Source organism: Campylobacter concisus (genome assembly GCF_902460715.1).
Classification (GTDB): Bacteria; Campylobacterota; Campylobacteria; order Campylobacterales; family Campylobacteraceae; genus Campylobacter_A; species Campylobacter_A concisus_AK.
In genome coordinates, this window is the sequence record NZ_CABPUX010000002.1 from 116178 (window position 1) to 141601 (window position 25424).

The window sequence follows — 25424 nt, forward strand, 5'->3', positions numbered from 1 at the left end:
GTTATCTTTACCTGGGTTTAGATCAACTGGGATATCAATCTTACCTTTATCGATATCATCTTGATTGATTGGTTTTTCAGTCTTTTTACCATTGTCATCAGTAACAACTACTTTATCACCTGGTTTTACTGAACCATCTTTTGGTATAGTAACTTCTACTGTTGTTTTACCAGTATCTTTGTCACCAGCTTTGTTTTCATCATCAGAAATTTTGCCATCTTTGTTTGTATCTTCTGGGAATTTAATTTCTGGGTTGCTTGGTTTTCTGGTGGTTTCTGGATCAATGGTAGTATCAGTGCCTGCTGTATCGTCATCACTGCCGCCACGACCGCTATCTAAACCGCCGCTTTTGCCCTCAGCTGGACCTGCAAAATATGCAGCGCCTAAAGGATTGATCGCACTAGTGCTAGCACTTATGTTTGAGTAGTGTCCGCCATGCTCAAATCTTGTCTCGCCAAGGCTCATGCCATCACCACGACCACCGCTATTGCCGCCAGCTGCTGTCTCTTCTAGATCTTCTAAATTTGCGCCATTTAACAATGCTTTTTGAAGTGCTGCTACTTGTGAATCACCAGCAGTTGCCTTTGGATTGAGGCTTAGCGTATCTTCGCCGATCATTGATAGCTCTTTTCCATTATTTGTCGCTATCACAACCTTAGAGTCAGCTGAAGTTGTTTTTACACTCTCACCTTCATACAGGCTATCGCCAACTTTTAGTACTCTTTGGTTACCACTTTTATCTACCGCGATAACCTCAGCAGAACCTGATATAGACTTAATTGTGCCTAGTTTCTTTGCCATGTTCATTCCTTTTGGGCTAAATTAATTTTGGCATTATTTTATAACTATTAGGAGAAATTGTAAATTGTACCAAAGTACAATATAGTTACATTTCTTTATTATGTGTTACATTTATAGAATTTTTTATAATTATTAGGTGATATTTATATAACACTTATATAAAATTTAATTTTCGAGCAAGAATTGATTAATGATATTTTAAGTTTTAAATGTTTTTATTTGATTGTTCTAAATTTTAAACAATATATAGAATTTATAGAAAAATATTTGTAAATTTATATAGAAAGAAATTTAGACCCAAAAAGGGTCTAAATTTTAAAGATCGACGTGGATGTTTTCTTTTACATCGATATAAGCTGTAGTTGTGCCGTAATTCGCCTCATATCTTTCAAAGCCCTCTACTGCGTTAGCAGCAGATTTACTAAAGCCTTCAAGTTTTACTCCGCCACTTGCCTCGGTTATTTGAAGCAAATTATTACTATGTTCGTGTCCGACATCAAGCATATCAGCTATATCAAGAGCTTTTAGAGTGACCTTTTCATTGCTAGTAACCTTTAACTCTTCAAAGCTCTTAACCTTTGTAAAGTCTATCTGACCATCAACCAAAAGCGTATCGTGATCATAGCGACTTCTATTGTCTGAGTATCCACCAAGAATGCTAGTGCCACCCTCAAGCTTCATATCTTTAGATATAAAGACACTATCACTGCCATCCGATAGATCTATTTTAATATTAGTTAAGCTTCCAGATCTTAGCTCCAAATAATCTTTTGCATTTTCATGTCCACTCAAAATCCAGTTCGCATGGTGTTCAGCTGGCAAACCACTAGCTGATGCGTGAGTATCTTCAACTACCACATGCATTTCATTTATATAAGCCATGATATCTACATCTTTTAGGGTAGATGACTTTAAATTTATATCTGTATGATAAGTTTCTCCAAATGAAGGGACTCTACTGCCTCCATTTAGTTCTACGTTATCAAGGTTTGAGCTATCTATATTTATAGTACCTTTTGATGATCCTGCATAGATCGCACTTTTTTCTGCTGATGTTGTTGAGTTAATGTCGGTGTATTTGATATTTATAACGTCTTCATCGCCTTTAATTAATTCATTACCAACCAATTGGAAGGCACCATTAAGCTTATTAGCATTAGTGCTTATGTCAATATCTGTCATTTTTACATGATCAGCTTTTGTACCTGTTATATTTAAGATATCGCTGTTAATGCCAAGATAGATGGTCTCTTTGTTAAAAACTCCACCATTTATGTTTATGACATCATTACCAAAGCCCGCATTGATCTCATTTTTTTCGTGTGTTCCGCCATTTATATTTATAGTATCGTTCCCGTTACGGGTGTCGATAGTGACATTATTTAAATTTGAGTTGTTGATATCAATCTTATCTTTTCCAGTATTAGTTCTAATATCAAGCCAATTTAAATTTGAACTATTGATATTGACCTCAGTGTCTCCAGAGTTACTATATACTTCACTAAAATGGATCTTACTAGGTTCTTCTCCTTCTTTATGACTTACGGTTGCATTGTTGAAATTTAAGACATTATCTCCATTTTGAAGATACTCTACATCAAAGCGTTTGTCGTTGTGAAATTCGCTATTTACAGTTGTTATATGGTCATTATCTATGATGCCACCCTCATACGTATATTTAGCGTTATCTATACTAAATTCTAAGATCACACTCTCGCTGTAGTAGTGATTGTTTTCAACGCCCTTATCTGCATCTTTAAATAACTTTTCTTTATCCCAGCTCTCATAAAATTTTTCACTATTTTCAGACAAAAGCTTACCTTCATTTAGCTCTTTATCGTCTATTACATTTGCACGAACAACTACTTTGTTGATATCGCCCGCTCTTAGACCTTTTATGACGCCACTACTATCTAGGTCTATCCAGTTTTCATTATCGAGTGAATACTGAATTTTATCGTAGTCTTTGCCGTAAGTCGCCTCTCCACTAAATTTAAGCTTCACATCGATTTTTTGATCCGCGTCAGCCTCTGCCACTTCACCCCTTAGCTCAAATATTAAATTGTTATGTTCCCACATATTCGATTTTTCATGGTTTTCGATCTGAAAGCCTCGTTTGCCATATATGCCTATGTCTTTTACATATTTTGAGTCGTATTCATTTATATATTCTGGCTCTGGATCAGGCGTTGGCTGTGGTTCAGGTTTAGGTTCAGGTTCTGGTTTTGGCTCTGGCTTAGGTTCAGGTTGTGGAGCTGGAGCTGGATTTACAGGCTCGACTGGCTCAACTGGCGTAGGCTCTGGCTTAGCACCAAGATCGACATTGATACCATCTTTTACATCTATATAGCCTTTCTCCGTATAAGATCTACCGTTATTTTGAAAACCAAAGTCGGCCTCATATCTTGTAAAGCCTTCTTTTAAACCTCTTCCATACTCTGAAAGCTTAAAGCCTGCTAGCTCTACTCCGCCAGCTGCCTCTGTAACTGTCAAGATATGTTTGCTATCATTATTTTTAATGTCAAGCATATCATATAGATCTTCTAGTTTTAGGCTGACCTTCTCTTTGCCAGTCACTTGTAGCTCTTCAAAGCTCTTAAATTTATTAAAATCAACATTACCATCTATCACAAGCGTATCGGTTTTGTAGTCAGTACCACCATTTATCGCAGTGTAGCCATTAAGCTTCATATCCTTTGTGACGATGACTTTATCTTCGCCGTTGCCAAGATTAACCGTCATATCGTTTAATGTGCCTGATCTTAGCTCTAAAGTATCATCTGTATCTGCGAAATTCCACTTTGTGGCATTTTCTGGGTAGCTGCCATTTATCTTTGTATCTTCAACTACTACGTGAGTTTTGTAGATAGTGTTGAGATTGACATCATCTAGGGTAGATGATTTTAAATTTAGATCGAAATTTAGTGGATTTCTATTTACGTCGGTACCTGTGTTTGTCTCTGTACCTATGTTGATACCTTTTAAATTTGAGTTTTCAACATTTATGGTGTTGTTTTTCGCCTCTGCCTCGATGTGGTTGGCTGAATTTCTATATGTTGAGTCGATATCAGCGTACTTGATATTTATCTCATCTTTCTCGCCTGAGCCAGTTCTTAGGTACATATCTGTCATTTTTACATGATCATCTTTTGTACCATTTAAATTTAATACATCATTTCCGCTATCAAGCGTGAAGCCACTTTGATAAGGATCGGTGCCTATGTAAGTTCCGCCGTTTAAATTTACAGTGTCGTTGCCTGCACCAGTTTCGACGTGAAGTCTCTCGTGTCTTCCGCCATTTATATTTATGGTGTCATCTCCGCCTTGAGTGTTGATATTTAGCCAGTTTAAATTTGAGTTATCAGCATTGATGGTATCTTTACCTTCATTAAGATAGCTGCCATCACCAAAGACTATAGTGCTAGCCACGTCACCAGCTTTGTGGTTTATCGTCGCATCTTTGAAATTTAGCGTATTGTCGCCATTGTCTTTAAACGTAACGTCAAAAGATTTATCATTATTAAACTGGTTATTTACAGTGATATCATGATCATTATCTACGATCTTTTCGCTATTTGATGCTTTTAAGCCACCTATGCTAACTTCTAGCGAAACGCTCTCTTTAAAGTAGCCATTATTTTCTACGCCCTTATCTGCATCTGTGAAAATTTTCTCCGATGGATCAAGTGTGCCTTCATTTTGGTCGTGATCGTTTGTCACTTCAACACGAACGCTTACTTTATTTATATCGCCAGCTCTTACATCTTTTATGACGCCGCTATTATCAAGCGCTTGCCAAGTTTTACCGCCATCTAGCGAGTACTCTGCATTTTCATAGTCTTTGCCAGCAGTTGCCTCTCCGCCAAATTTAAGCGTCACATCTACCTTTTTATCAGCGTCAGCCTCCGCTACTTCGCCTTTTAGGTTGTACTCTAGGTATGATTTGTCATTTGAGCTTCTTGGGTCTGAGCTCTTTTCGTAGCCAAATTCTGACTTGTTTTCAACTGAGATATTTTTAACTATATCTTTGCTCTCGTCAGGTTTAGGTTCTGGTTTAGGTTCTGGTTTAGGTTCAGGCTGTGGCTCCGGAGTTGGCTCAGGTTTTGGCTCAGGTTTTGGTTCTGGTTGTGGAGTTGGATTTTCTGGTTCTGGTTTAGGCTGCGGAGTTGGAGTTGGATTTTCTGGTTGTGATGGCTCAACTGGGGCTACAGGTGCAATGGCAGAATTTATATCACTATCTGAACCATCAAAAACATCACTACCGCCACCTTTTACCTCTTGGTTAGTTAGTTTTACAGCGCCAAAAGTATCTGAAAGTGATCTAAAGCTAGCTGATACATCAGAGCTTTCATGACCGCCATGCTCAAACCTTGTCTCGCCAAGGCTCACGCCGTCACCGCCTCTGCCACCGCTATTGCCACCAGCGGCACTCTCTTCGAGATTTGCTAAATTTTCACCTTTTAAAAGGGCTTTTTGTATAGCTGCTACCTCTTTGTCTGAGCTAAGGTCGTTATTTAAATTTAGAGTTTCACCATCTTTTAGCTCAAACTCTTTGCCGTCGTTTGATGCGATAGTTACCTTTGCGCCGTTTGCTTTAACGACATCGCCCTCGTATAAACTATCTCCCGCGACAACAACTCTTTCGTTGCCATTTTTGTCTATAACTACTACTTCCTTGGAGCCAAGAATGTTTTTGATAACACCTACTTTAACAGCCATCGCTGCCTCCTTTAAAATCAATTTGACACATTATAAATATTTCTTTTAAATATAAAGTAATGTAAATATGATGTTAATTCTTAAGATTACGCTGTTGCAGTGGGTTTTAAAATTTAAATTTTTGATAAATATAAGCAAGACCCCAAAAAGGGATCTAAATTTAAAGATCGACGTGAATGTCTTCTTTTATATCTATATAGACTGTACCTTGACGATCACTACCGTCTGCTAAGTGCGTATTATAGGCACTTTCATATCTATGGTAGCCATTTTCTGCTCCGCTAGTTTCGCTAAAACCATTAAGTTTTACGGTCCCATGTGCCTCGCTAAATTTAACTACATTAGAGCCATTGTCTAAAATGTCACTCAAATGAGCTACATCATTGCCATTTAATGTCATATAAGCACCGCTCGTTACTTTTAATTCTTCAAAGCCAGAGACCTTTGAGAAGTCGATATTATTATCAAGCACAAAAGTATCATAGCCCTTGCCACCAAATATTTGAGTATTATTATCTATATCTGTTCTTGTCATAGTTAAACTAACTGTATCGTCGCCACCACCTAGATAAAATTTAGAATTTTTTATGATAGCTGACGTCACATTTAAAGTATCATTTTGATTATCTGAGAAGTAAAATTCGTTATTTTTACCATGAAATTCTGAGTCGTCTATGTGCATATTGACTTTGTTATTTCTGCCGTCAAATTTAACGTCACCCATAAATTTTGGCCCAAGAAAATTCATATCAAAAAGCGGCGTGTGGTCTAAATTTGCATGCGAGCCTCTTATATCTATCTCGCCGTCTCCGCCGCACACTTTTATATTCATAGTGGTCTTTTCGCCGTCGTTTGCTTCAATCGTAGTGTGGCCGTTAAAGATAGTGTTGTCCATATTTAGCGTATCTACTTCGTTTGGATTAGTAAAGCTAGAAAGAGAAATTTTTGTTTCACCAAAAAAGCCCACCCAGTCGGTATTTATAGTGTCGTTTCCTCCGCCAAGCCTTATATCAGCGCCATTTTTGATCTCTGATCTTTGGATATCGACCACGTCGTTATCTAGCCCTGTATGAATGGCAGCATTTTCCATCGTCGCACCATAAATTTTCACGCTATCTTCGCCGTCATTTGTATATAAAAGCGTGTGATCTTTTATGCCGACATTGTTTCTTATCTCTACCAAGTCATTGCCAGACCCAGCGTCAAATCTCAGCCCTCTAACCTCGATATTATCGTGAATTCTTAGCTTATTATCGCCATCTCCTGCGTCTATCTTGGCATCATTTACGATAGATCTTGTCATATCGACTATGTCGTTGCCATTGTCAAAACGCACATCATTTGCACTCGTGGTTGCGTCTGCAATGTTTAAAATTTGATCCTGCGCTTTTGGCCTCGCATCTGCCACCCTTCGTCCGTATAGCTCAGCAAGAAAATTCTCAGGTTCAAGTATCTCAAGCGACTTTATCTCCTCTATGATCCTCACGTGAGGGTCGTTTTGTCCGCCATTTTGGATCACGCCACCGCTTAAATTTAACCCCTCTTTGTCGGCTACTTCTACGCTCATATTAATCCTTTCTTAAAAAAATTGACTTTTGGATTTTAATAAGCGTTTTTAAATCACATTGAAATATAAAATATATTGGTTGCAAATAAAAAACATCGATATATAGGTATTTTAAGAAAATTCCAAAAGTAGATCATAAATTTTTTAATCCAAATAAATTCAAAAATTCTTTGACGAATACTAAAATTTACTTGGCTGCCATGTGCGGCCAAGCTTTAAAATTTTTGATACTTTAGATGTGATAAAATCCTCTCAAATTTTAAAAAAAGGATCAAATTTGAGAAGCGATATAATAAAAAAAGGCTACACAAGAGCCCCACACCGCTCACTTTTACGTGCGACTGGGCTAAAAGACGAGGACTTTGCTAAGCCATTTATCGGTGTTGCAAACAGCTTTATAGAGATCATCCCTGGGCACTTTTTCTTAAACAAATACGCACAAATTTTAAAAGATGAAATTCGCAAAAATGGCTGTGTGCCGTTTGAGTTTAACTGCATAGGCGTCGATGATGGCATCGCGATGGGGCATAAGGGCATGCTATATAGCTTGCCTAGCCGCGAGATCATCGCAAATTCTATCGAAACCGTGATGAACGCACACGCACTTGACGCGCTTGTTTGTATGCCAAACTGCGACAAGATCGTCCCTGGAATGGTTATGGGTGCTTTAAGGGTCAATGTCCCAACCATTTTCGTAAGCGGTGGTCCGATGAAAAAAGGCCACACAAAAGATGGCAGACCGATCGATCTTGCGACTGCGTTTGAGGCGGTTGGTAAATTTGAAACCAAAGAGATAGACGAGGCCGAGCTAAGAGATATCGAGTGCAACGCATGTCCAAGTGGCGGCAGCTGTAGCGGTATGTTTACAGCAAATTCTATGAACACACTTTGCGAAGCGATGGGTATAGCGCTCCCTGGCAACGGCACCATCCTAGCGCTAACTCCAGAGCGTGAGGAGCTCATCAGGCAGGCTGCTCGTAGAATTTGCCAGATCGCCCTTGATGAGAAATTTAAGATCAGAAACATACTAAATGAAAAGGCGATCCGCAACGCGCTTGTCGTTGATATGGCGATGGGCGGCAGCAGCAACACCGTCCTTCACATGCTAGCCATCTCAAGAGAGGCTGGCGTAAATTTAGACATCAAAGAGCTAAACAAGATCAGTCAAAACATCGCTCACATCGCTAAGATCAGCCCAAGCTTGCCAAACGTGCATATGGAGGATGTCGGCAGAGCTGGCGGTATGAATGCAGTGATAAAAGAAATTTCACGCAGAGACCACGGCATGCTAAATTTGGATAACCTAACAGTTAGCGGCGAGACTTTGGGTGAGCGCGTACGTGCCAGCGACATCAAAGACGAAAGCGTCATCCACAAGGTGGAAAATGCCTATTCGCAAGTTGGCGGTCTTGCCATTTTGTTTGGAAATTTAGCCGAGCAAGGCTGTGTTATAAAAACAGCTGGCATCGTTGGCGAGCGTAAATTTAGCGGCAAAGCGGTCTGCTTTAACTCGCAAGATGAAGCCATAGCCGGCATCTCAAGCGGTAAAGTCGATAAAGGTGACGTCGTCGTCATCCGCTACGAAGGCCCACGCGGAGGCCCTGGCATGCAAGAGATGCTAAGCCCTACCTCACTCATCATGGGACGAGGACTTGGTGCAGACGTGGCACTCATCACAGATGGTCGCTTTAGCGGGGCGACAAGAGGTCTAAGCATCGGTCACGTAAGCCCAGAAGCAGCTGAAGGCGGCATGATAGGCTTGCTACGAGATGGCGACATCATCGATATAGACGTCGATAAATACGAGATAAACGTTCGCCTAAGCGAAGCTGAGATCGCAAAAAGAAGAGCGGAATTTAAGCCAGTCGATAAAGCGCTAACCTCTCGCTGGCTAAGACAGTATCAAAAACTAGTCACAAACGCAAGCAACGGAGCGATATTAGAGGCGTAAACTACCAAATTTAAGCCTAAATTTTAGGCTTAAATTTACTTCACTCCGTGCCAAAGAAGGCGGTTTTTGCCTAGCTTTGTGTCGATACTCTCTTTTATAATGGAGCAGATATACTCTTTTGAAAGCCCTATAGCCTCCTCCAAGCTCTTGCCCTTTGCAAGGTAGCAAGCAAGCGCCGTTGAGAAAGTGCAACCAGTGCCGCTCATCACAAGCGGATTAGCAAGCGGTGTTTTGAAATTTTGCAGTGAGCCATCTTTTCTATAAAGCGTATCTATGCTGCTATCCTCGCTTACATGTTTTTTCACGATGATATCGCAAGGTAGATCTTTGAAATTCCCTCCAAAAAGGACATTTGCCTCGTCTAAATTTGGCGTGGCGACGGTGGCTAGCTTCATTAGCTCTTTTAGCTTCTCTACTGCGCTATCTTTTATGAGCTTGTGGCCGCTCTTTGAGACGCAAACTGGGTCAAGCACGATCTTGCAGTTTTGAGTGAGCAAAAACTCATGCACCACGTCCATTATCTCCTCGCTAAAGAGCATGCCGATCTTTATGGCATCAAAGCTAAATTCATCCGCGAGCGTGCTAAGCTCGTCTTTAACAAAGCTAGATTCAAGACAAACTACGCTTTTTACCGCGTCTGTGGTCTCAGCAACTAGCGAAGTAACAGCCGTTGCGCTGTAACAATTTAGCCTAGCGCATGTCTTTATATCAGCCTGAAGCCCTGCTGTGCCGCTGTTGCAAGAGCCTGCGATGATTAAAATTTTCTTCATCGTTTTCCTTTTGTAAATTTTGGCTTATTATAGGGGATATTAGTTAATTTTTGGGATAAGAAATTTGAGCCAAAAGGCTCAAATTTATGAAAGTTTGTTTAGATCGTTATCGATCTCGATATATATCGTAGTTGCGTCAAAATTTGCATGCTCGTAAGAGTTATCTACTTTTAGCTCATTTGAGTCAGATAAAATCTCATCATTTGCGCTATGTTTGTCTGCTAAATTTTCACTGTCCTCAAGGCTATTTGAGCTGTTTTCAGTCTCATTTGTCTGCGTTTTTGCAAACATATCTTCCACTTTTTCATTCATCTGATCAAGTATCTCTGCGTAGTTTTCTCCAAGAAGCGCTCTAAAAAGTGCATCAGTATCAATGCTATTTTCAGTGCTAGTATCAGCACTTACCACGCTACTATCAAGCCATATCGTGTCATATCCATTTAGCGATATATCGCTGCCATCCGTTGCAGTGATAGTCACGCTCGCACTTTGGCTCTCTCCCTTTATACTCTCTCCGATATAAACCTCATCATCTACGTTTAAAACTCTTACACGGTCGTTTTTATCTATCGCTATAACATCAGATGTGACGCTTTTTACCTTGCCGGCTACAGCTGCCATCTTTATTCCTTACTTTTATTTTTTGATTTATTCTAGTGTTTTTTATTAAATTTGTATATTGTACTTTGGTACAAAGATGGTTTTAAGAGCGTTTTTTGGGAGCAAAAAGAGAAATTTAAAAGAAGAAATTTGGGCTAAAAAGCCCAAATTTTATACAAGTTGTTTGTTTATATCATTATCGACATCTATATAGATAGTTTTTGGAGTATCTGCGCTTGTTTGACCCTCATATCTTGTATATCCAGCTTCGACACCATTTTGACTTGCAGCCTCAGTAAATCCTTTTAATGAAACGCTATCTTTGTTGTCGCCACTTATTTTTAAGATAGTATTTACATCATCAGTGATACCAAATACATTATCTGCTTTTAAATTTAGTAGCTTAACAGCTTGGTTGTCATTGCCATGCTCATCCATGCCAAGCTGGATCTCTTCAAAATTCTTGATCGCATTAGTTAAAGATTTATTGTCTATCTTATCAAAGTCGATAGTGCCATCCTTTGCCATTGGACGCATAATAAGCGTATCCGTACCAGCGCCACCATCCAAGCTTTGAGATAGAGCTGCTCTTGGATCATCAAAGGTAAATACAACTTTATCATTGCCAGCGCCAGCATTTACTAGATCGCCTTTGTTCATGCCAGTATAGCCACTTCTGCCAGCGTCGATGTAGTCGTTGCCACTTCCTGTGGTTATGACGTCGTTGTTATCTCCTGTGATGATTACGTTGTTGCCATTGCCTGTGCGAATTTCATTTTCACCGCGTCCTGCATGTATGATGTTATCGCCATTTCCAACATTGATGATGTCGTTGCCTTCACTTGTTGTGATGACATTATCATTGTTGTTATTTTTTGCATCTACTGTTGTATTTTTAGCGATATCAGAAATTTGTAGATAGACATCACTTGATTTTACTTCGCCGTTAAATACTGCTTCGAAATTTCCATTGTCATCAAGCGTTACAGAATTTGCAGTTATGATGTGTCCATTTGCATCTCTTAAAGTGATGCTATCTTTTAGAGCTATGCCTTTTACTGCCTCTTCAAAGTGCTGTTTTAGCGTATAGCTTGCGCCAACTCCATTTTCACTTAAATTTCCACTCCATGTGGTTTTATTTGCGGCTGGATCGTAGTGTAAATTTGAGTCATTTATCGTTGCAGCTGTTGCATCGATCGTAAATCTGATAGAGTTGTAAAGTAGCTCATCTCCACCTTGATATTTACCATCGATAGAAATTTTATAAACGCCATCAGCCATCTTGCCAGCAGCATCAAGTCTGTTATTATAGCCTGTAAGTCTGTCGTAGTGATCAGGCGTTACATTGCCTATTGGTTTTTCTATCGCTTGAGATAATAGATCTTTTGAAACACCTTTATCAACGTTAGTTGCTACAAATCTAACATCGCCAGTGCCCCATGCTATGCCTCTACCACTATTTAAAAACTCACTTACAGTTTGATTGTCGCTAGCATTACCAGCTGTTGCATCTTCTGGGATCACAGCTCTTAGGTATGGGATAGCGTCATTTGAAACGATCCTTGAGCCATCAGCTCTAAGGCCACTCTCACTCATATCCATAGTGCCCCAAATTTTTTCAGCCGAGCGGTTGTTTGCATTTGTAGTTGTATCATTGCCGTTTTCAAACTGTGTCATAGTTGGAACTAAAATTTCATTTACATGAGTATATTTTGTACCAGCTTTATCAGTCATCTCAACTTCGATCTTATCGCCTAGTTTTATCTTGTGATCGTACTCAAAGCTTAGCACACCATTAGTTGGCTTAGTTGTGCCAACAGAGATTACGTTAGTAGTTCCATCAGCTGTTACTATTTTTATACTCTCGATCTTATCGCCATCCTCATAGTTTTTGAGGTTAAAATTGATCGTATGGTGTTGCCCCTCTTCGTCATTTTCGATGATCTTGATGTTTTCTATAGTAACTGGCGTCTTATCAACTACAAATTCGCTAACTATCGTGCTCTTGTCGCCATTTGAAAAGACAGCAGTTGCTTTGATGTTATAGCTACCATCCTCTAAATTATCAGATGTGACTTCAAATTTACCATTTGCAAATTCGCTTTGGCTAAGCTCTTTTGTAAAGACTTCATGTCCATTTTTATCAAGCACAGTGATGATCGCTTTAGTTGCGCTGCTATCTATGCTGCCCGTAAATGTCGGAGTCTTGTCGCTTAGTACTGGTAGTGGTGCATTAGATGAAAATTTATCAGTTTGAGCGATGTCATCTGTTGTATATTTATAATATTTAGTTGCATCGTTTATGCCTGTATTTGTATTTGCACTTACATTGCTTGCGTCATTATCTATAGCGTCTATTAGGTCTGTATTAGCGACATTTAGCTTAGTTGATGATGCCTGCGCCTCGTTGCCTACAAGGTCGCTAACCTTAGCTGTGTATGTCGCTTTTGGATCGCTTGTTTTAAACTCAACTTCATATTTGCCATCTACCACTTTAGCTGTATGGCTCTCGCCTGTGCTTGATGTGACAGTTACGATCTGTCCATCTTCTACATTATCAACAGTTCCTGTGATCTTTTGAGTTACTTTATAGACATTTCTTGTTACCGTATCTACATAGCTGTCAAAGTCGGTTGAATTTAGTTTTATACCACTTGCTTCTGAGCCAAGTATGCTCTCAGGTCCGCCATCTTTTGAAACAGTTAGTTTTAGCTTGCCCCAGTAGATGTAGTTTGCATAGCTCATATCAAAATCATAGTAACCTGCTTTATCAACGTGTAAAGTTGTAACTGAGGCTCTATTTTCTGAGTGGATAGTGTCATAATCAACCATAGTAACGCCATCAATCTTAAATCTTACACTATCGTCAGTGCCTTTTGCGTCAAATTTATAGTCCCCTGGCTCAAGATACATAGTGCCTTTTAAATTTACCATCGCGCCAGCTGTTGTGTTTTTACCATTAGGAGCATCTCTTACGATATGAATATCACTACCTTTTGCGTTGTCGATGAAGTACTCAAGTGCTTTGAAATTTGGAGCTACCCATTCATTATTTGGAGTTACTACATTACCGTCAAGATCGACCTTGCCTATCATATTATGAGCGCCATCAAGTCCAGAAACTGTTCCAGCATCGCTATCAACATTATCTCTATCACCGCCTTTGCCTTGTTGGAAATTTAGCTCTTTTGCTTTAAAACTTGCCCAAGGCTTAGTGTTGTTCATATAGTATTCGATAAAGTCATTTTGCTTCATACCTTTATGAGCATATTCTGTATTTTCAAAACCGCCAGGTATTTTATTTTTAAAGTCTCTTAACTCAATACCCTTTACGCCATCTTTTTCATAGATATGGTTAAACCAGAAATTTCCTTTTAGTCCGCTACTCATCTCAGACTCTTTTACAAGGCTCATCTCAGTTTCAACGTTTATAGTTATTTTTGCAACTGTATCAAGCACGAAGCTACCAGTATCAGTTGCAGTATTGCCGTCTCTTCCAGTTGCCACTACTTTTACTTTATAGTCGCCATCATGGCTACCATCTACACTTAACTCATCAGTTGTAAATTTAAATTTACCATCAGCATAATCGCTTGGATTTAGAGTTTTTGTAAAGACTTCGTGTCCGTCCTTGTCAAGCACGCTAACAACCGCTCTTACAGCAGTAGGCTCAACTGTGCCACTTATGGTTGGAGTAGCGTCATTTGTGCGAGGTACGCTTGGTGCGTCTAGGCTGTAATCGCCTTTTATAGTGCCAAAATCATCAGTTAAAGTTTTGATATCAACGCTGATTGGAGGTATTACTGGTGCAACAGGAGTTGCATTGCCTGCGTCATTGCCGTCATTATAACCGCCGATTGAGTTTTCTGGAGTTTGAAAAGCTCTACTTGAGTCAGGTAAATTTCTATAATCATCAGTGATATTTGAGTAGTGACCACCCTCTTCAAAGCTTGCAGCACCTAAGCTTACGCCGTCTCCTCCAGCGTTGCCACCTTGGTTACCACCAGCTGCAGTCTCTTCAAGATCAGTGATATTTGCACCATCAAGAAGTGCTTTTTGGATAGCACTTACATCAGCTACGCTATCGTCACCAAAGCTATCGTTGTGAGCTACGCTCTTGTCTAAATTTAGGGTATCTTTTCCGATGATTGCGATATCTTTGCCATCGTTTGCAGTTATGACTACTTTTGAGTCAATATCAGTTGTCTGTATAGTCTCACCAAGAAAAATTTCATCGCCTACTTTTAACACTCTTTGTGTGCCGTCCTTTGCAGTTGCGATTACATTTGCTCCTTGTGAGATGCTTTTTATAATGCCTATCCTTGTTGCCATTTTACTTCCTTATCTAAAAAATTTTGAACGTATTTTAATATTTTGAGAAAGCTTTGTAAATTGTACTATGGTACTAAAATTTGAAATTTTGTAAGAATTTGCCCTAGTTTTTTTAGACTAGGGCATGAAATTTAAGAGTGTGAGACTATTTCGTCTTTTATCTCGATGGTAAATGTCGTACCATTATTATGCGTAGCTGAGTACTCTGTATACCCTTCAGAATTTACCCCGCCTTTGCTAAAGGCTGACATATCTACTTGATCACCCGCCTCGCCATCTATCCTAAGGGTGTTATTAAGGTTTCCACGAGTGATATTTAGTACGTCATTTATAGTTAAATTTAGTGCTACATTGTTTTCACTGCCACCAAGAGTAAGTTTTTCAAAGCCAGCTACCTTGCTAAAGTCGATATTTCCAGCAATATCTAGCGTATCAGTGCCTGCACCACCCTTGATAGTTGTACCACTTCCCATTATTGCATCTTTTCCGATATGAAGCGTATCATCGCCACTACCTAGATCTATGCTACTAGTAGAATGCCAATAATCAGGTGTGTCTTGTAGTTCTCCATTTAACTTTACATTATCATTGCCGTCGCCAGTATTTATTGTCGCGGCTTTTAAAACAGCGCCTTTGTCGATATTTATAGTATCATCGCCTGAGCCTGTTGATATGCTAACCCTTTGTTTAAAGGTATTGCTATCAGTACTGCCTGTAAATGTTCCTCCAAAGCTAGTTTCTCCGCCTATATTTATAGTATCAGCTCCGTTCCCAGTTTCTAAATTTAAACTAGCAGCACTATTTTTACCCACGAAATTTATAGTGTTGTTGCCACCACCCATGTCTATACCAGCACCTGAACCTTCAGCGCCATTACCAAAAGTGTTGTTGCCATTAAATGTCAAAGTATCATTTCCAGCGTCAAACCTAAAACCAACTTTATCATCCGTTTGGGTATTTGTAAGTGTTACAGTAGCATCTGAAAAGTAGTTTCTACCTTGATCGCCAACGTAATTTCCTATCTCGCCACCACCGCTAAATAGTGCATGATCTATGTTGATCTCTTTGCCATGAATGCTTGAAGCGCCTGTAAAAAGTATCTTATCGCTGTCAGTGCCATTTATATTTACGTGAGTTGCACTAAGCCCACCGCTATCATTAGTGCCTGTGTTTATAAAGCTTGTCTTGCCACGCACATTTATCACTTGATCATTATTTAAATCAGCCATTTCGCCATTATAAGAAGAATTAACAACGCCTATCGATGAACCTATAAAGGTAGCGTCGTTTATATCAACCTTATCAGCTTCGTTTAACCTATCGCGATGTGTCAAGAAAATGTTTGTCTTTTCTATAGTGGTATTATCTATACTTATGGTATCTGCGCCTTTGCTAGCATCTATATTTACCCCACTTACAGTTGCGTTTTTGATATTTATCGCATCATCACCACCGCCAAGATAAAAAGAGCTATTATTTGTAGTACCTAAACCAGTGACATCTGCATTTATATTTAGAGTATCTTTGCCTGTGCTATTTTCATAAAAATCAAGACTTATGTGAGCTTTGCCTAATTTCATAGCCTCATTTATATTTACAGTGTCATTACCATCATACATATTGATACTTGCATGCTCATCGATATTTTCACTGCCAAATGCAATGCCAGCCTTATCAAAATTTACAATATCATCTCCATCATCAGTGTTGATTTGAGTGCCTTTAACATTTGCTTTTATACTTACCGTATCATCTCCATCTAAGGTTTTTATGCGGTAGTTGTTGCCATCTGCGTAACTAAGATCGTTTGTTATCTCTAGATTATCATCATTATCGATGATGTAGCCTTCGGCTCTATTTGCGGCTGTTGTTGGTAGTAGGTAGCTGCTAGTTGGAGTGACGCTTAGACTTACACCTTCTTTATAAACGCCAAAATTCTCAACACCTTGGGTAAGGCCATTTGTTGCTGTGCTATTATTATCATCTACACCATAAATTTCTGCCCTGCTACCTTCATTTTGGTTGTGATGGTCTAAATTTGCTTGTCCATAGTCGTCAAGCACCTTTATCCTTACCTGCACTTTTGAGATATCTTCTATATTTACGCCAGTTATCGTGTAGCCTGTTAGTGGCTGAAATGTCGTACCATTGTCAGTTGAGTACTCAACCACGCTTGCATAATCCTCTCCTCTAGTGCCGCCAAGGAAATTTAAACCTAGATCTGTGGTCTCGCCGCTTGGACTTACTGGAGTGCCTGATAGACCTAGTTTATAAACAAGATAGTGTCTACCCTCACCGTTTGCACCTGCGCCACTCTCTCTTGCCTCGCTAGCAGCAGGATCGATGCTAGTAGTGATCTCTACTGCACCAGGACGAGGCGTGATGACTGGAGGATCAGCAGGTGAAGGAGTACCTGGGGTTACGGTGACGCCAGGAGTACTTGGTGTACTCGGAGTTGGTGGTGTTGGTGGTGTGCTTGGGGTACTTGGTGTGACAGGTGTAGCTGGCGAGATAGGAGTTGTCGTATCTGCATCTGTACCTGCATCGTTATAACCACCTATTGAGTTTTCTGGTGTTTGAAAAGCTCTATTTGCGTCGGTTAAATTTCTATAATTTTCATTGATATTTGAGTAATGTCCGCCCTCAGCAAAGCTAGCTGTGCCAAGGCTCACGCCATCTCCAGTAGCGTTGCCACCGCCTTGGTTGCCACCAGCTGCAGTCTCTTCAAGATCTGTGATGTTTGCACCGTTTAGCAAGGCTTTTTGGATAGAGGCTATCTCTGGGTTGTCACTAAGTGCATTTGCCTCTTTATCTAGGCTCAGACTTTCGCCATTTTGCAAGCTAACCTCTTTGCCGTCGTTTCCTGCGATCACTGCTTTTGCAGAGCCATTAGCCTTTATCGTTTCGCCTTCAAAAATGCTATCGCCCACCTTCAAGACTCTTTCGTTGCCGCTTTTATCAACAGCTACGACTTCACCGCCTAGGATATTTTTGATAACGCCTAACTTTTGCATCTTAGTGCCTCCCTTTGGATTTTATTGATCTATATTAAGATTTTAGCTAAGAAAAAAATTTAGTTATATTGTACTTTGGTACAATACCCTTAAGAAAAGCCTAAGTTTAGGGGTTAATAATGTGTAAATTTTTTATAAATGTGTGAAAATTTTTATATTTATCTATATAAATTTTAAAATTTTAAGTTTTTGTTCATCAAAATGGTATAGTAGTTGATAAAATAACCCAAAAATGTCACAAAATTTTTTTCATTTTAAACGCATAAATTCTTAATTCAAAAAGCCTTTATCTAGCCTTATTACCACTAAATTTAGCCTTTTTATATCAAAATGTTTTTTATTTATAACTATCATAAATTTATCTCCACTTGTGACATAAATTTTCTTAAGTTTATCTATCAAATTTTGCAAATTTTCATCTCTTTTTCTATAAATTTTAGCTAGTAGTGACATAAATTTATCACTACTTTTAAGATATTATTAGATAAATATATTAATTTTGCTATTTTGAATTTATGCTTTTTCGCTCTTGGCGACTAAGATATACCCGCTCTCGCTGATGTTTTTAAATTTCACGCCAAGCTCGCGTTTTAAGCGCAAAACGACATTTTGTATAGCAGCCTTGCTCACCTCAGTGCTCTCATAGACAAATTCCTCTATCATCTCGTAGGTGACAAGCTTGTTTAGGTTGTAAGCAAATAGCCAAAATATCTTATTTTGCAAGAAGCTAAGGTATAGCTCGCTGCCGTTTTTATAAATTTTCTCTCTTTTTAAATTTATACTTACCTCATCGCTTAGGCGCACCAGCTTCTCATCTCGCTCGAAGCTTAGGCTTATCAGCATCGATCTAAGATCCTTTATATCGATAGGTTTTTTCAAAAACAAGGTCGCGCCCTGCTCATAGCTCTTGATCAAATTTTCATCGCTATCATACGAGGTAAAGACGATAAATTTCTGATGAGGTTTTAGCTTTTTTATCTCATTCATCATCTCAAAGCCATTTAGCACTGGCATGTGAATGTCGCTCATCACGATGTCAAAGCCCTGTTTTTTAAATTTCTCCAGCCCATCTTGCCCATCTTTTGCGCCTACGACCTGACCACAGTATGGCTTAAGCCCAGTGATGATGAGCTCCCTTGCCATCTCGTCATCCTCAGCTACTAAGATAGATACTTTTTTTAAAATTTCTAGCGCCTCTTGCATCTTTTAACCCTTTAAATTCTTATCAAAGCTTAGCTCAAAAATCGTTGGCTTTAGGTTGTGCGCAAGCGTAATATCGCCATTTAGCTTCTCACGCGCGAGCTTTTTAGCGAAGTAAAGCCCTATGCCATTTCCTTGCTTTTTAGTCGTGTTTAGCCAGGTAAAAATTTTCTTGCTCATCTCGTAGCTCACGCCGCCGCCACTATCATAAACGCCGATGTAGCACTTATTTTCAAAGCTTCTAAATTTTAGCTCTATGACGCGTTTTAGCGGCTCATCTTTGTAGCTTTCAACGAGTGAGTCTTTTGCGTTATGGATTAGGATTAGTAAAATTTGCTGAATGATGTTTTCTATCTGACAGACCTTCATCTCTTCAAATCCGCTAAATTTCACGCTCACGTTTGCACGGCTAAGCTCTGTGTGCATAAGTGTTATTAAATTTCTAACGCTTGTTTGGATCTCAAATTCGCTCACATTTTCAGCGCTTTTGTAAAAATTTCTAAAAATTTCGATTGTTTTTGAAAGAAGCTCGATCGAGCTTTGCCCTTTTTCTAGTAAATTTAAAAGCTCCTCATCGCTTAGCTTGCCCTCTTTTTTTAGCATTATCGCCGAGCTTAGCATCAGTTTTAGCGAATTTACTGGCTGGATGAACTGATGACTTATGCCACTTATGAGCTCTCCAGCCTCGCTCATCTTGGCTCTGTGCGCCAGCAAGGTCTCGTACTCGTCTTGCACCTTTTTTATCTTGTTATACATGAAGTTGTGCAGGCTATTTGCCAAAAATGCAAGTGCGACGAAGGCAAAGAGTAAATTTAGGGCGTTTTTTAGCGCCTCTCTTGTCATGGCTAAAATTTCTTCTTCGTTGTTTGTGCCAGCTCCGATAAACCAGTTCATCGTCGGTATCTCGGCTACTTGGATCAAATTTTGCCCTATCTTTAGGCTAGTGATGTCTTCATCTTTTAAAAATAACTCTTTAAATTTCTCCTCGATCTCTCTTTTAAGCGTCGCATCGGCCATCGATGTGAGGATCTCGCCGCTGTGAGTTACTAAAAATGAGTAAGAATTTGGCGCAAGGCTAAAGTTTTTGATGCTATCAAAGATAGTGCCTATGCGCACGACACCGCAAAGTGCCGCCTCAAATTTCGCGTCTTTTTCAACTGGCACGCATAAATTTAAAGTTGAGTCCTTTAAAATTTTGTGATTTTGCATGAAATTTACGCTTGGGGCATTTGTGTTTTTTGTCTCGACATACCAGATAAGCCCCGCTCGCTCACGCTTTGACATCACCTCTTCTGAGATCTTTTGCCCATCTACAAAGATATCGCCATCCTCTCTTAGAAGTTGCATGAGATCAAATTCTTTTGCATTTTCTTTAAATAGCTTTATGAAATTTGCCACCCTAGCATCGTCATCAATGATATTAGAGTTTTGGATAAATTTTGACGCACGGATGAGTGAATTTAAGCGCTCATCAAGCCAAATTTGAAAGTTGCTAACGATGTTTTTACTAACTGCGATGTTGTTTTTATCAGATAGCTCGATGATCTTTTCTTTTGCTTTGTTGTAGCTATTTAGCCCAAGAAGCACGACAAAGAGGCTTGCTAGCAAGATGATCGCATAAATTTTAATATTTTGTGATTTTAAATTAATACCCATGCGCGCAGTATATCCTAAGTTAGCCCAAAAATAGGGCTAACTAAAATTTATTTCTTAAAATATAAAAGCTTTGAAACAAGCATAAGTGCAAGCACAACAAAGCAAATGCCAAAGCCAAGTAGCGTGCAATCCGCCATCGACATAAATTTAGACGACGGCACAAGATACCAGCCATCTGCGTAAAGATCCACTATGCTCTTTTGCAGATCACTTAGCACCGCGCCATCAGGCACCATAGGGCTGTCATATCCGCAGTCGCCCGTTGGCATAAACCAGTCAGGCGCCCACTTCTCAAGTAGCAAGCCAAATGGATAGTGCGGCTCAGTCGAGCAGCCCTGCACGCCAAAAGGATCATCGCCATGCACCGCGTCGTGGATTTTGGCTAACTTCACGCTATACATTATGCCCTGCACCGCTCCCCAAAAGGCAAAGACGTAGCCAACAAGGGCAAAGAGCAAATTTTTAGGGTTTATGATAGCGATCACGCCGCCAAGCGCCATACACAAAAAGGCAAAACGTATATAGACGCACTGCTCGCAAGGAGGCATATAAGCGTAGTTTTGAAAGAGCGAGTGCGCGATAACGACAAGCGCGACGCTTACAAAGACTAGGATCGCCCAAGAGATGCGTGAGTCTTGAAATTTAGCCATTTTTTTAAAAAAGCTCATGTGGCGCCTTATTTTTTAAGAAGCTCTTCGATGAGTGCTGCCATGCCGTCAAGCGAGCTGATTGATTTTGTCATGATGAGATATTTGCCATTTACGACAAATGCTGGCACGCCTTGAATTTTAGCCACGTCATAGCTCTCATCCCACTTTTTAAGTAGCTCAGTCACTTTTGGATTAGTTAGCTCTTTTTCGTAGTCTGCTTTGCTAACGCCAGCAGCATCAAGCCCGGTCTTTAAAAAGCCCTCAACGTCTTTTCCGTCGCCCCAGCGCTCTTTTTTGTCGTGGTAAGCTTTGTAGTAGGCAAATTTAGCCTTTTTAAATAGCGAATTTTCATCAAACAAGCTCACTCCCTTTGCCTCGTCCATAACGATAAGCACGGCAAAGACCTTGCTCGCAACCTCGCCGTAATCGCCCTTTGTCTTTAGGTGAAATGGCTCATATTTTAGTCCAGGGATTTTCTCAACTACCTTTGGAGTGACGCTCTTGTCGTATTTGTAACAAAATGGGCAAGCGTAGCTAAAAATTTTAACTAGCGTATTTTGTCCGACACTTAGTGGCTTTTCAAGCTTGACGTAGTCCTCGCCCTCGCTAAATGCACTAGCACTGATCGCACCAGCAACTGCAACGGCAAAGATAGCCTTACTAAATTTAGATAGAAAACTCATGATGATCTCCTTTGGATGATTTATTTTGAGTTATTCTACAACCAAGCTCAACCGCACTTTTAACGCTAGAATAAATTTTGGCTGAAATTTATCTTTTTTAAATTTATGATGATGGATTTGGTTTTTTTGTTAAATTTATTGAAAAAGCTCGCTGTGGCTTCCTATTTCAACGCATGTAAGAAGTAAAATTTCGTTTTGTTTTTTATATATCAAGAGTAAGTCTGGCTTAACATGACACTCTCTAAAGCCTTTATAGCTTCCAATAAGAGCGTGATCTTTATATTTTGATGCTAACTCCTCGTTATTTGCTAATTGCCAGATGATACGCTTTCATTTAGCTTTTTAAAAGCTTTCTTAAAACTCTTTGAATACTCTATCTCAAGCATCAAGGCTCTTTTCAAATTCTTCAAATGTTTTAAATCTCTCTACTTCGCCATTTTCGATCTCTTTGATAGCTTTGTCAAGCCTTGAGACCTTATCTCTTTGCTCAAATTCTACATTTGCCTGCCTAGCCATCTCTTTTATAAGCTCGATAAATCCATAGTCAGCATTTTTAAAATCAATCGTTGTAGTCATCTTATGCCTTTAAATTTTTATCTTATTATAACTTCAAATTTATAAAAATAATACACGTTATCAATAAAAATTATTATTTACTTATTTTGATTATTTGGTTATAATCCGCTCAAATTTTATCAAAATAGGAGTCAAAATGAGACAGTATGAAACATACAAATGCGAGAAATGCGGCAACGAGATCGAGGTTCAAAAAGTTGGAGGCGGCACATTAACCTGTTGTGGCGAAGAGATGAAATGCATCACTGAAAATTTAACAGCGGTAAATTTGATGAAGGCATTTGCTGGCGAGTCACAAGCTAGAAACAAGTATGAGCTTTACGGCGACCTAGCTAAAGAAGCAGGCTATCACGCGATAGCTAGACACTTTTACGAGGCAGCTGAAAACGAGAAATGGCACGCAAGGGCTGAATTTAAGAAATATCACGAGATGATGAACGATCCGATCGATAAGATGGATAAAAATTTACTTGACGCTGCAGCTGGCGAAAACTACGAGCATACGACGATGTATCCAGACTTTGCAAAGATCGCAAAAGAAGAAGAGCTAAGAGATGTTGAAAGGCTATTTAACGCGATCGGCAAGGTTGAAGTAGAGCATGAGAGAGAGTATTTAGAGCTTAAAAAGATGCTTGATGAAGAGGGCTTTTTTGAGAGCGACGAAGAAGATATCTGGGTTTGCGAGGTGTGCGGACACGTTCATAGAGGTAAAAAAGCTCCAGGCGCTTGCCCACTTTGCAAAGCTCCAAAAGAGTATTTCAAGCGCGAATTCTTAGGCTAAAAAGCCAAAAAATTTAGCCAAGGCGCTTGTCTTGGCTAAATTTAATAAATTTAAATCTATTTAAAATAAAAAAGTTATATAATCTCCTTAAATTTTCACAAGGAGAAAGAGATGAAAAAATCACTTTTAGTTTTAGCTACTCTTGGCTTTGCACTAAGCCTAAACGCTGCAGATCTTACAGATACTTGCAAGTCTTACTTCTCAGACATCGATAAGATGGTCGAAGCTTACAAACAAGCTGGTCAAGAGCAACAAGTAAAAATGTACGAAGATCAAAAGAAACAATCAATGGATCAACTAGCTTCTTTACCAAAAGAGCAACAAGACGCTACTTGCAAACAAGCTAAAGAGATGTTTGCTCAAGTAATGGATCAAATGAAAAAACAAGGTCTTTTAAAATAAACCTTCACGTGGCTAGGCTCTCTAGCCACTCTTTAAATTTACTTCTCACTTTTACATATCAAATTTGCTAGTTTTGCAGCCAGTGGCGCTATGAAAAATATCACAGGATAGGCGACCATAAAGGCTTTTAGATAAGCTGCTAACCAAATTTGCACAAAGCCGTCAATAAAGCCTAGGTTAAAATATGTCAACATAAAGGACATTATAAGCGCCATAAATGCTGACATTATAAACGCAAAAACATATCTATAAAATTTCGCCGGTATCATGAAATCTTGCCCATAACAGCCTTAAATTCTCTAACGCTATACTCAGCATACTTTATAAACCACCCTCTATGCTCGGCAAAAAGCTCCTCAGCCCTCTCTTTTGGTATGAGATCCGTTTTTAAACTAATAGTAACGATAAACATCTTTTTCCTTTAAATTTACTTGCAAACAAATCCGCCCGCCTTATAAATGGCAAAAGCAGATCTTTTTCATAAATCTCCTAAAATTTTACCTTGCTAAATGAGGTCTCGTTTTTTAGGCCAAAGCCGTCAAATTCATCTATTAGCCCAGCTCGCTCTTTGGCGTAAGCCTTGTAGTTTTCGCTGTGGCGGTAGCTCTCAAAGCTAGCCTCATCTTTGTAAATTTCAACCAGCACCCACTTATTAGGCGCCTCTTTTTGACTAAAGGCAAACTGCGCGTAAGCACCCTCATCTACGCTTTTTTGCATATATTTTTTGATGATCTTTTCAAATTTCGCATCACTTTTTGCCAAAAGGCTTAAATTTGTGATGTGAAAGTAGGCATCTTTTAGGCGCTCTGGCGTTAAATTTTTAGAAAACGCAGCCCGTTTTTTCAGGCTTATAGCCTTTTTGCTAGCTAAAATTTCATCACTCGCACTTACAAATTTCTTATAGTGCGCCGAACTTAGATGCTTTTTATAAGCCGCCTCGTCCTTGTAAAACTCGATCAGATAAAATAGCTCTGGCTTGCTCTTTGCGCTCGCAAAAAAGATCGCCTGCGTGCCTGGCTCGCTCTTTGAGCTTAGTATTTCTTCCCTGCCAAGACGCTCTAGCAAGCTCTTATTATTTGGCGTCGCAAGCAGCTCCTGTAAGCTCACTTTCGCCTCCACCCCAAAGGCAAAAGCCGCCAAAACCGCTAGTAAAAATAGCTTTTTAAACATCAAATTCCCCTTATCACTTCGCCTTTTTCATATCAGCTTTAGCTTTGATCTCTTCTGCGCCTTTTAGATCGATCTGCGCTTTTTCAAAGGCTTTACGTGCTTTTTCTAGGCGGTTAGAATTTTTCGTGCTTGGGTTGCTTTGATAAAGCTCTTCTGCCTTTTCAAGCTCATATTTTTTATTACCGTAGTTCATTTGAGCTTTTTCAAGGTTATTTGTAGCTTTGTCACCACCTAGTAGCTTAGCCTTTGAGGTGACCTTACCAGTAACTGGGTTTCTACCGATAGTGGCATCAAAGTCACGTTTGCTATCTCTTTTGTTCTCACGATAACACTCTTCTTTTCCTCCCACTAACATACCTGCAATCATATCAGGTCTATTTTTAGGATCACTACAATCAACCACTTCTTTTTTAGCTTCTCCTCTTAAATGTTTATTAAAAACATCAGAATTTGCCTCAAAGGCATTTAAATTTATGCAACCAACAAATCCTACAACAAATGCTGCAATTAATGCTTTATTTCTCATTTTTACTCTCCTTGAAAATTTTAAAA

General features: G+C 39.4%; 20 protein-coding genes and 1 pseudogene. 3 read left to right on the forward strand and 18 right to left on the reverse strand.

Annotated features, from left to right (window positions below):
* The 3 genes from F3G91_RS06470 to F3G91_RS06485 form a co-directional block, all read right to left on the reverse strand.
* Window positions 1-801 (reverse strand): retention module-containing protein (locus F3G91_RS06470; protein ID WP_188116805.1); only part of this gene is annotated, 801 nt, incomplete at its 3' end.
* 315 nt (window positions 802-1116) lie between these two features.
* Window positions 1117-5520 carry a hypothetical protein gene (locus F3G91_RS10235; protein WP_188116806.1) on the reverse strand — a complete coding sequence of 1468 codons (4404 nt, stop codon included), beginning with the start codon at window positions 5518-5520 and terminating at the stop codon, window positions 1117-1119.
* Between the two features lie 160 nt (window positions 5521-5680).
* Complete coding sequence (locus tag F3G91_RS06485) at window positions 5681-7087, reverse strand: hypothetical protein (RefSeq protein WP_149701051.1); 1407 nt, start codon at window positions 7085-7087, stop codon at window positions 5681-5683.
* Window positions 7088-7364: 277 nt separating this feature from the next.
* Between F3G91_RS06485 and ilvD the strand changes: the two genes are divergently transcribed.
* The gene (gene ilvD, locus F3G91_RS06490) at window positions 7365-9038 is read left to right on the forward strand and encodes a dihydroxy-acid dehydratase (protein ID WP_103637918.1); all 1674 of its coding nucleotides are present in this window, start codon (window positions 7365-7367) and stop codon (window positions 9036-9038) included.
* Window positions 9039-9073: 35 nt separating this feature from the next.
* On the opposite strand, the gene F3G91_RS06495 is transcribed toward ilvD, so the two are convergent.
* The 11 genes and pseudogenes from F3G91_RS06495 to F3G91_RS06545 form a co-directional block, all read right to left on the reverse strand.
* A complete protein-coding gene (locus tag F3G91_RS06495; protein WP_103649894.1) occupies window positions 9074-9808 on the reverse strand; it encodes a hydroxymethylpyrimidine/phosphomethylpyrimidine kinase in 735 nt (244 codons plus the stop codon).
* Window positions 9809-9892: 84 nt separating this feature from the next.
* Entirely contained in the window at window positions 9893-10429 is a 537-nt protein-coding gene (locus F3G91_RS06500; protein ID WP_149701052.1) for a hypothetical protein, read from the reverse strand.
* A gap of 150 nt (window positions 10430-10579) precedes the next feature.
* Window positions 10580-14740 (reverse strand): Ig-like domain-containing protein, encoded by a 4161-nt coding sequence (locus F3G91_RS06505; RefSeq protein WP_149701053.1) that lies wholly within the window; start codon window positions 14738-14740, stop codon window positions 10580-10582.
* 131 nt (window positions 14741-14871) lie between these two features.
* A complete protein-coding gene (locus F3G91_RS06510; RefSeq protein WP_149701054.1) occupies window positions 14872-17754 on the reverse strand; it encodes a retention module-containing protein in 2883 nt (960 codons plus the stop codon).
* Between the two features lie 270 nt (window positions 17755-18024).
* Window positions 18025-18207 (reverse strand): hypothetical protein, encoded by a 183-nt coding sequence (locus tag F3G91_RS06515; protein ID WP_103574714.1) that lies wholly within the window; start codon window positions 18205-18207, stop codon window positions 18025-18027.
* Window positions 18208-18267: 60 nt separating this feature from the next.
* Window positions 18268-18957 carry a response regulator transcription factor gene (locus F3G91_RS06520; RefSeq protein ID WP_107856982.1) on the reverse strand — a complete coding sequence of 230 codons (690 nt, stop codon included), beginning with the start codon at window positions 18955-18957 and terminating at the stop codon, window positions 18268-18270.
* Window positions 18958-18960: 3 nt separating this feature from the next.
* Complete coding sequence (locus F3G91_RS06525) at window positions 18961-20610, reverse strand: sensor histidine kinase (RefSeq protein WP_149701055.1); 1650 nt, start codon at window positions 20608-20610, stop codon at window positions 18961-18963.
* A 47-nt stretch (window positions 20611-20657) separates the two neighbouring features.
* Window positions 20658-21278, reverse strand: coding sequence for a protein-disulfide oxidoreductase DsbI (dsbI, locus tag F3G91_RS06530; protein ID WP_149701056.1), 621 nt, complete (start codon window positions 21276-21278; stop codon window positions 20658-20660).
* An 8-nt stretch (window positions 21279-21286) separates the two neighbouring features.
* Window positions 21287-21943, reverse strand: a complete 657-nt coding sequence (locus F3G91_RS06535) for a thiol:disulfide interchange protein DsbA/DsbL (protein WP_107830070.1) — start codon at window positions 21941-21943, stop codon at window positions 21287-21289.
* Window positions 21944-22078: 135 nt separating this feature from the next.
* Window positions 22079-22332: pseudogene (locus F3G91_RS06540) on the reverse strand (type II toxin-antitoxin system YafQ family toxin).
* Entirely contained in the window at window positions 22322-22519 is a 198-nt protein-coding gene (locus tag F3G91_RS06545; RefSeq protein WP_012140635.1) for a hypothetical protein, read from the reverse strand. The pseudogene F3G91_RS06540 and the gene F3G91_RS06545 overlap by 11 nt, the downstream one beginning before the upstream one ends.
* A gap of 136 nt (window positions 22520-22655) precedes the next feature.
* On the opposite strand from F3G91_RS06545, the gene F3G91_RS06550 reads away from it, so the two are divergent.
* Window positions 22656-23300, forward strand: a complete 645-nt coding sequence (locus F3G91_RS06550) for a ferritin family protein (RefSeq protein ID WP_012140636.1) — start codon at window positions 22656-22658, stop codon at window positions 23298-23300.
* A 111-nt stretch (window positions 23301-23411) separates the two neighbouring features.
* The gene (locus F3G91_RS06555; RefSeq protein ID WP_002940734.1) at window positions 23412-23702 is read left to right on the forward strand and encodes a DUF5339 domain-containing protein; all 291 of its coding nucleotides are present in this window, start codon (window positions 23412-23414) and stop codon (window positions 23700-23702) included.
* A gap of 38 nt (window positions 23703-23740) precedes the next feature.
* On the opposite strand, the gene F3G91_RS06560 is transcribed toward F3G91_RS06555, so the two are convergent.
* The 4 genes from F3G91_RS06560 to F3G91_RS06570 form a co-directional block, all read right to left on the reverse strand.
* Window positions 23741-23971 (reverse strand): DUF2798 domain-containing protein, encoded by a 231-nt coding sequence (locus tag F3G91_RS06560; protein ID WP_103601220.1) that lies wholly within the window; start codon window positions 23969-23971, stop codon window positions 23741-23743.
* Window positions 23968-24114: a hypothetical protein gene (locus tag F3G91_RS10240; protein ID WP_180995496.1), complete on the reverse strand. Its 147-nt coding sequence runs from the start codon at window positions 24112-24114 to the stop codon at window positions 23968-23970. The genes F3G91_RS06560 and F3G91_RS10240 overlap by 4 nt, the downstream gene beginning before the upstream one ends.
* Before the next feature lie 77 nt (window positions 24115-24191).
* Window positions 24192-24872, reverse strand: a complete 681-nt coding sequence (locus F3G91_RS06565) for a putative quinol monooxygenase (protein WP_149701057.1) — start codon at window positions 24870-24872, stop codon at window positions 24192-24194.
* Between the two features lie 13 nt (window positions 24873-24885).
* Complete coding sequence (locus F3G91_RS06570) at window positions 24886-25398, reverse strand: hypothetical protein (RefSeq protein ID WP_149701058.1); 513 nt, start codon at window positions 25396-25398, stop codon at window positions 24886-24888.
* Between the last annotated feature and the right edge of the window lie 26 nt (window positions 25399-25424).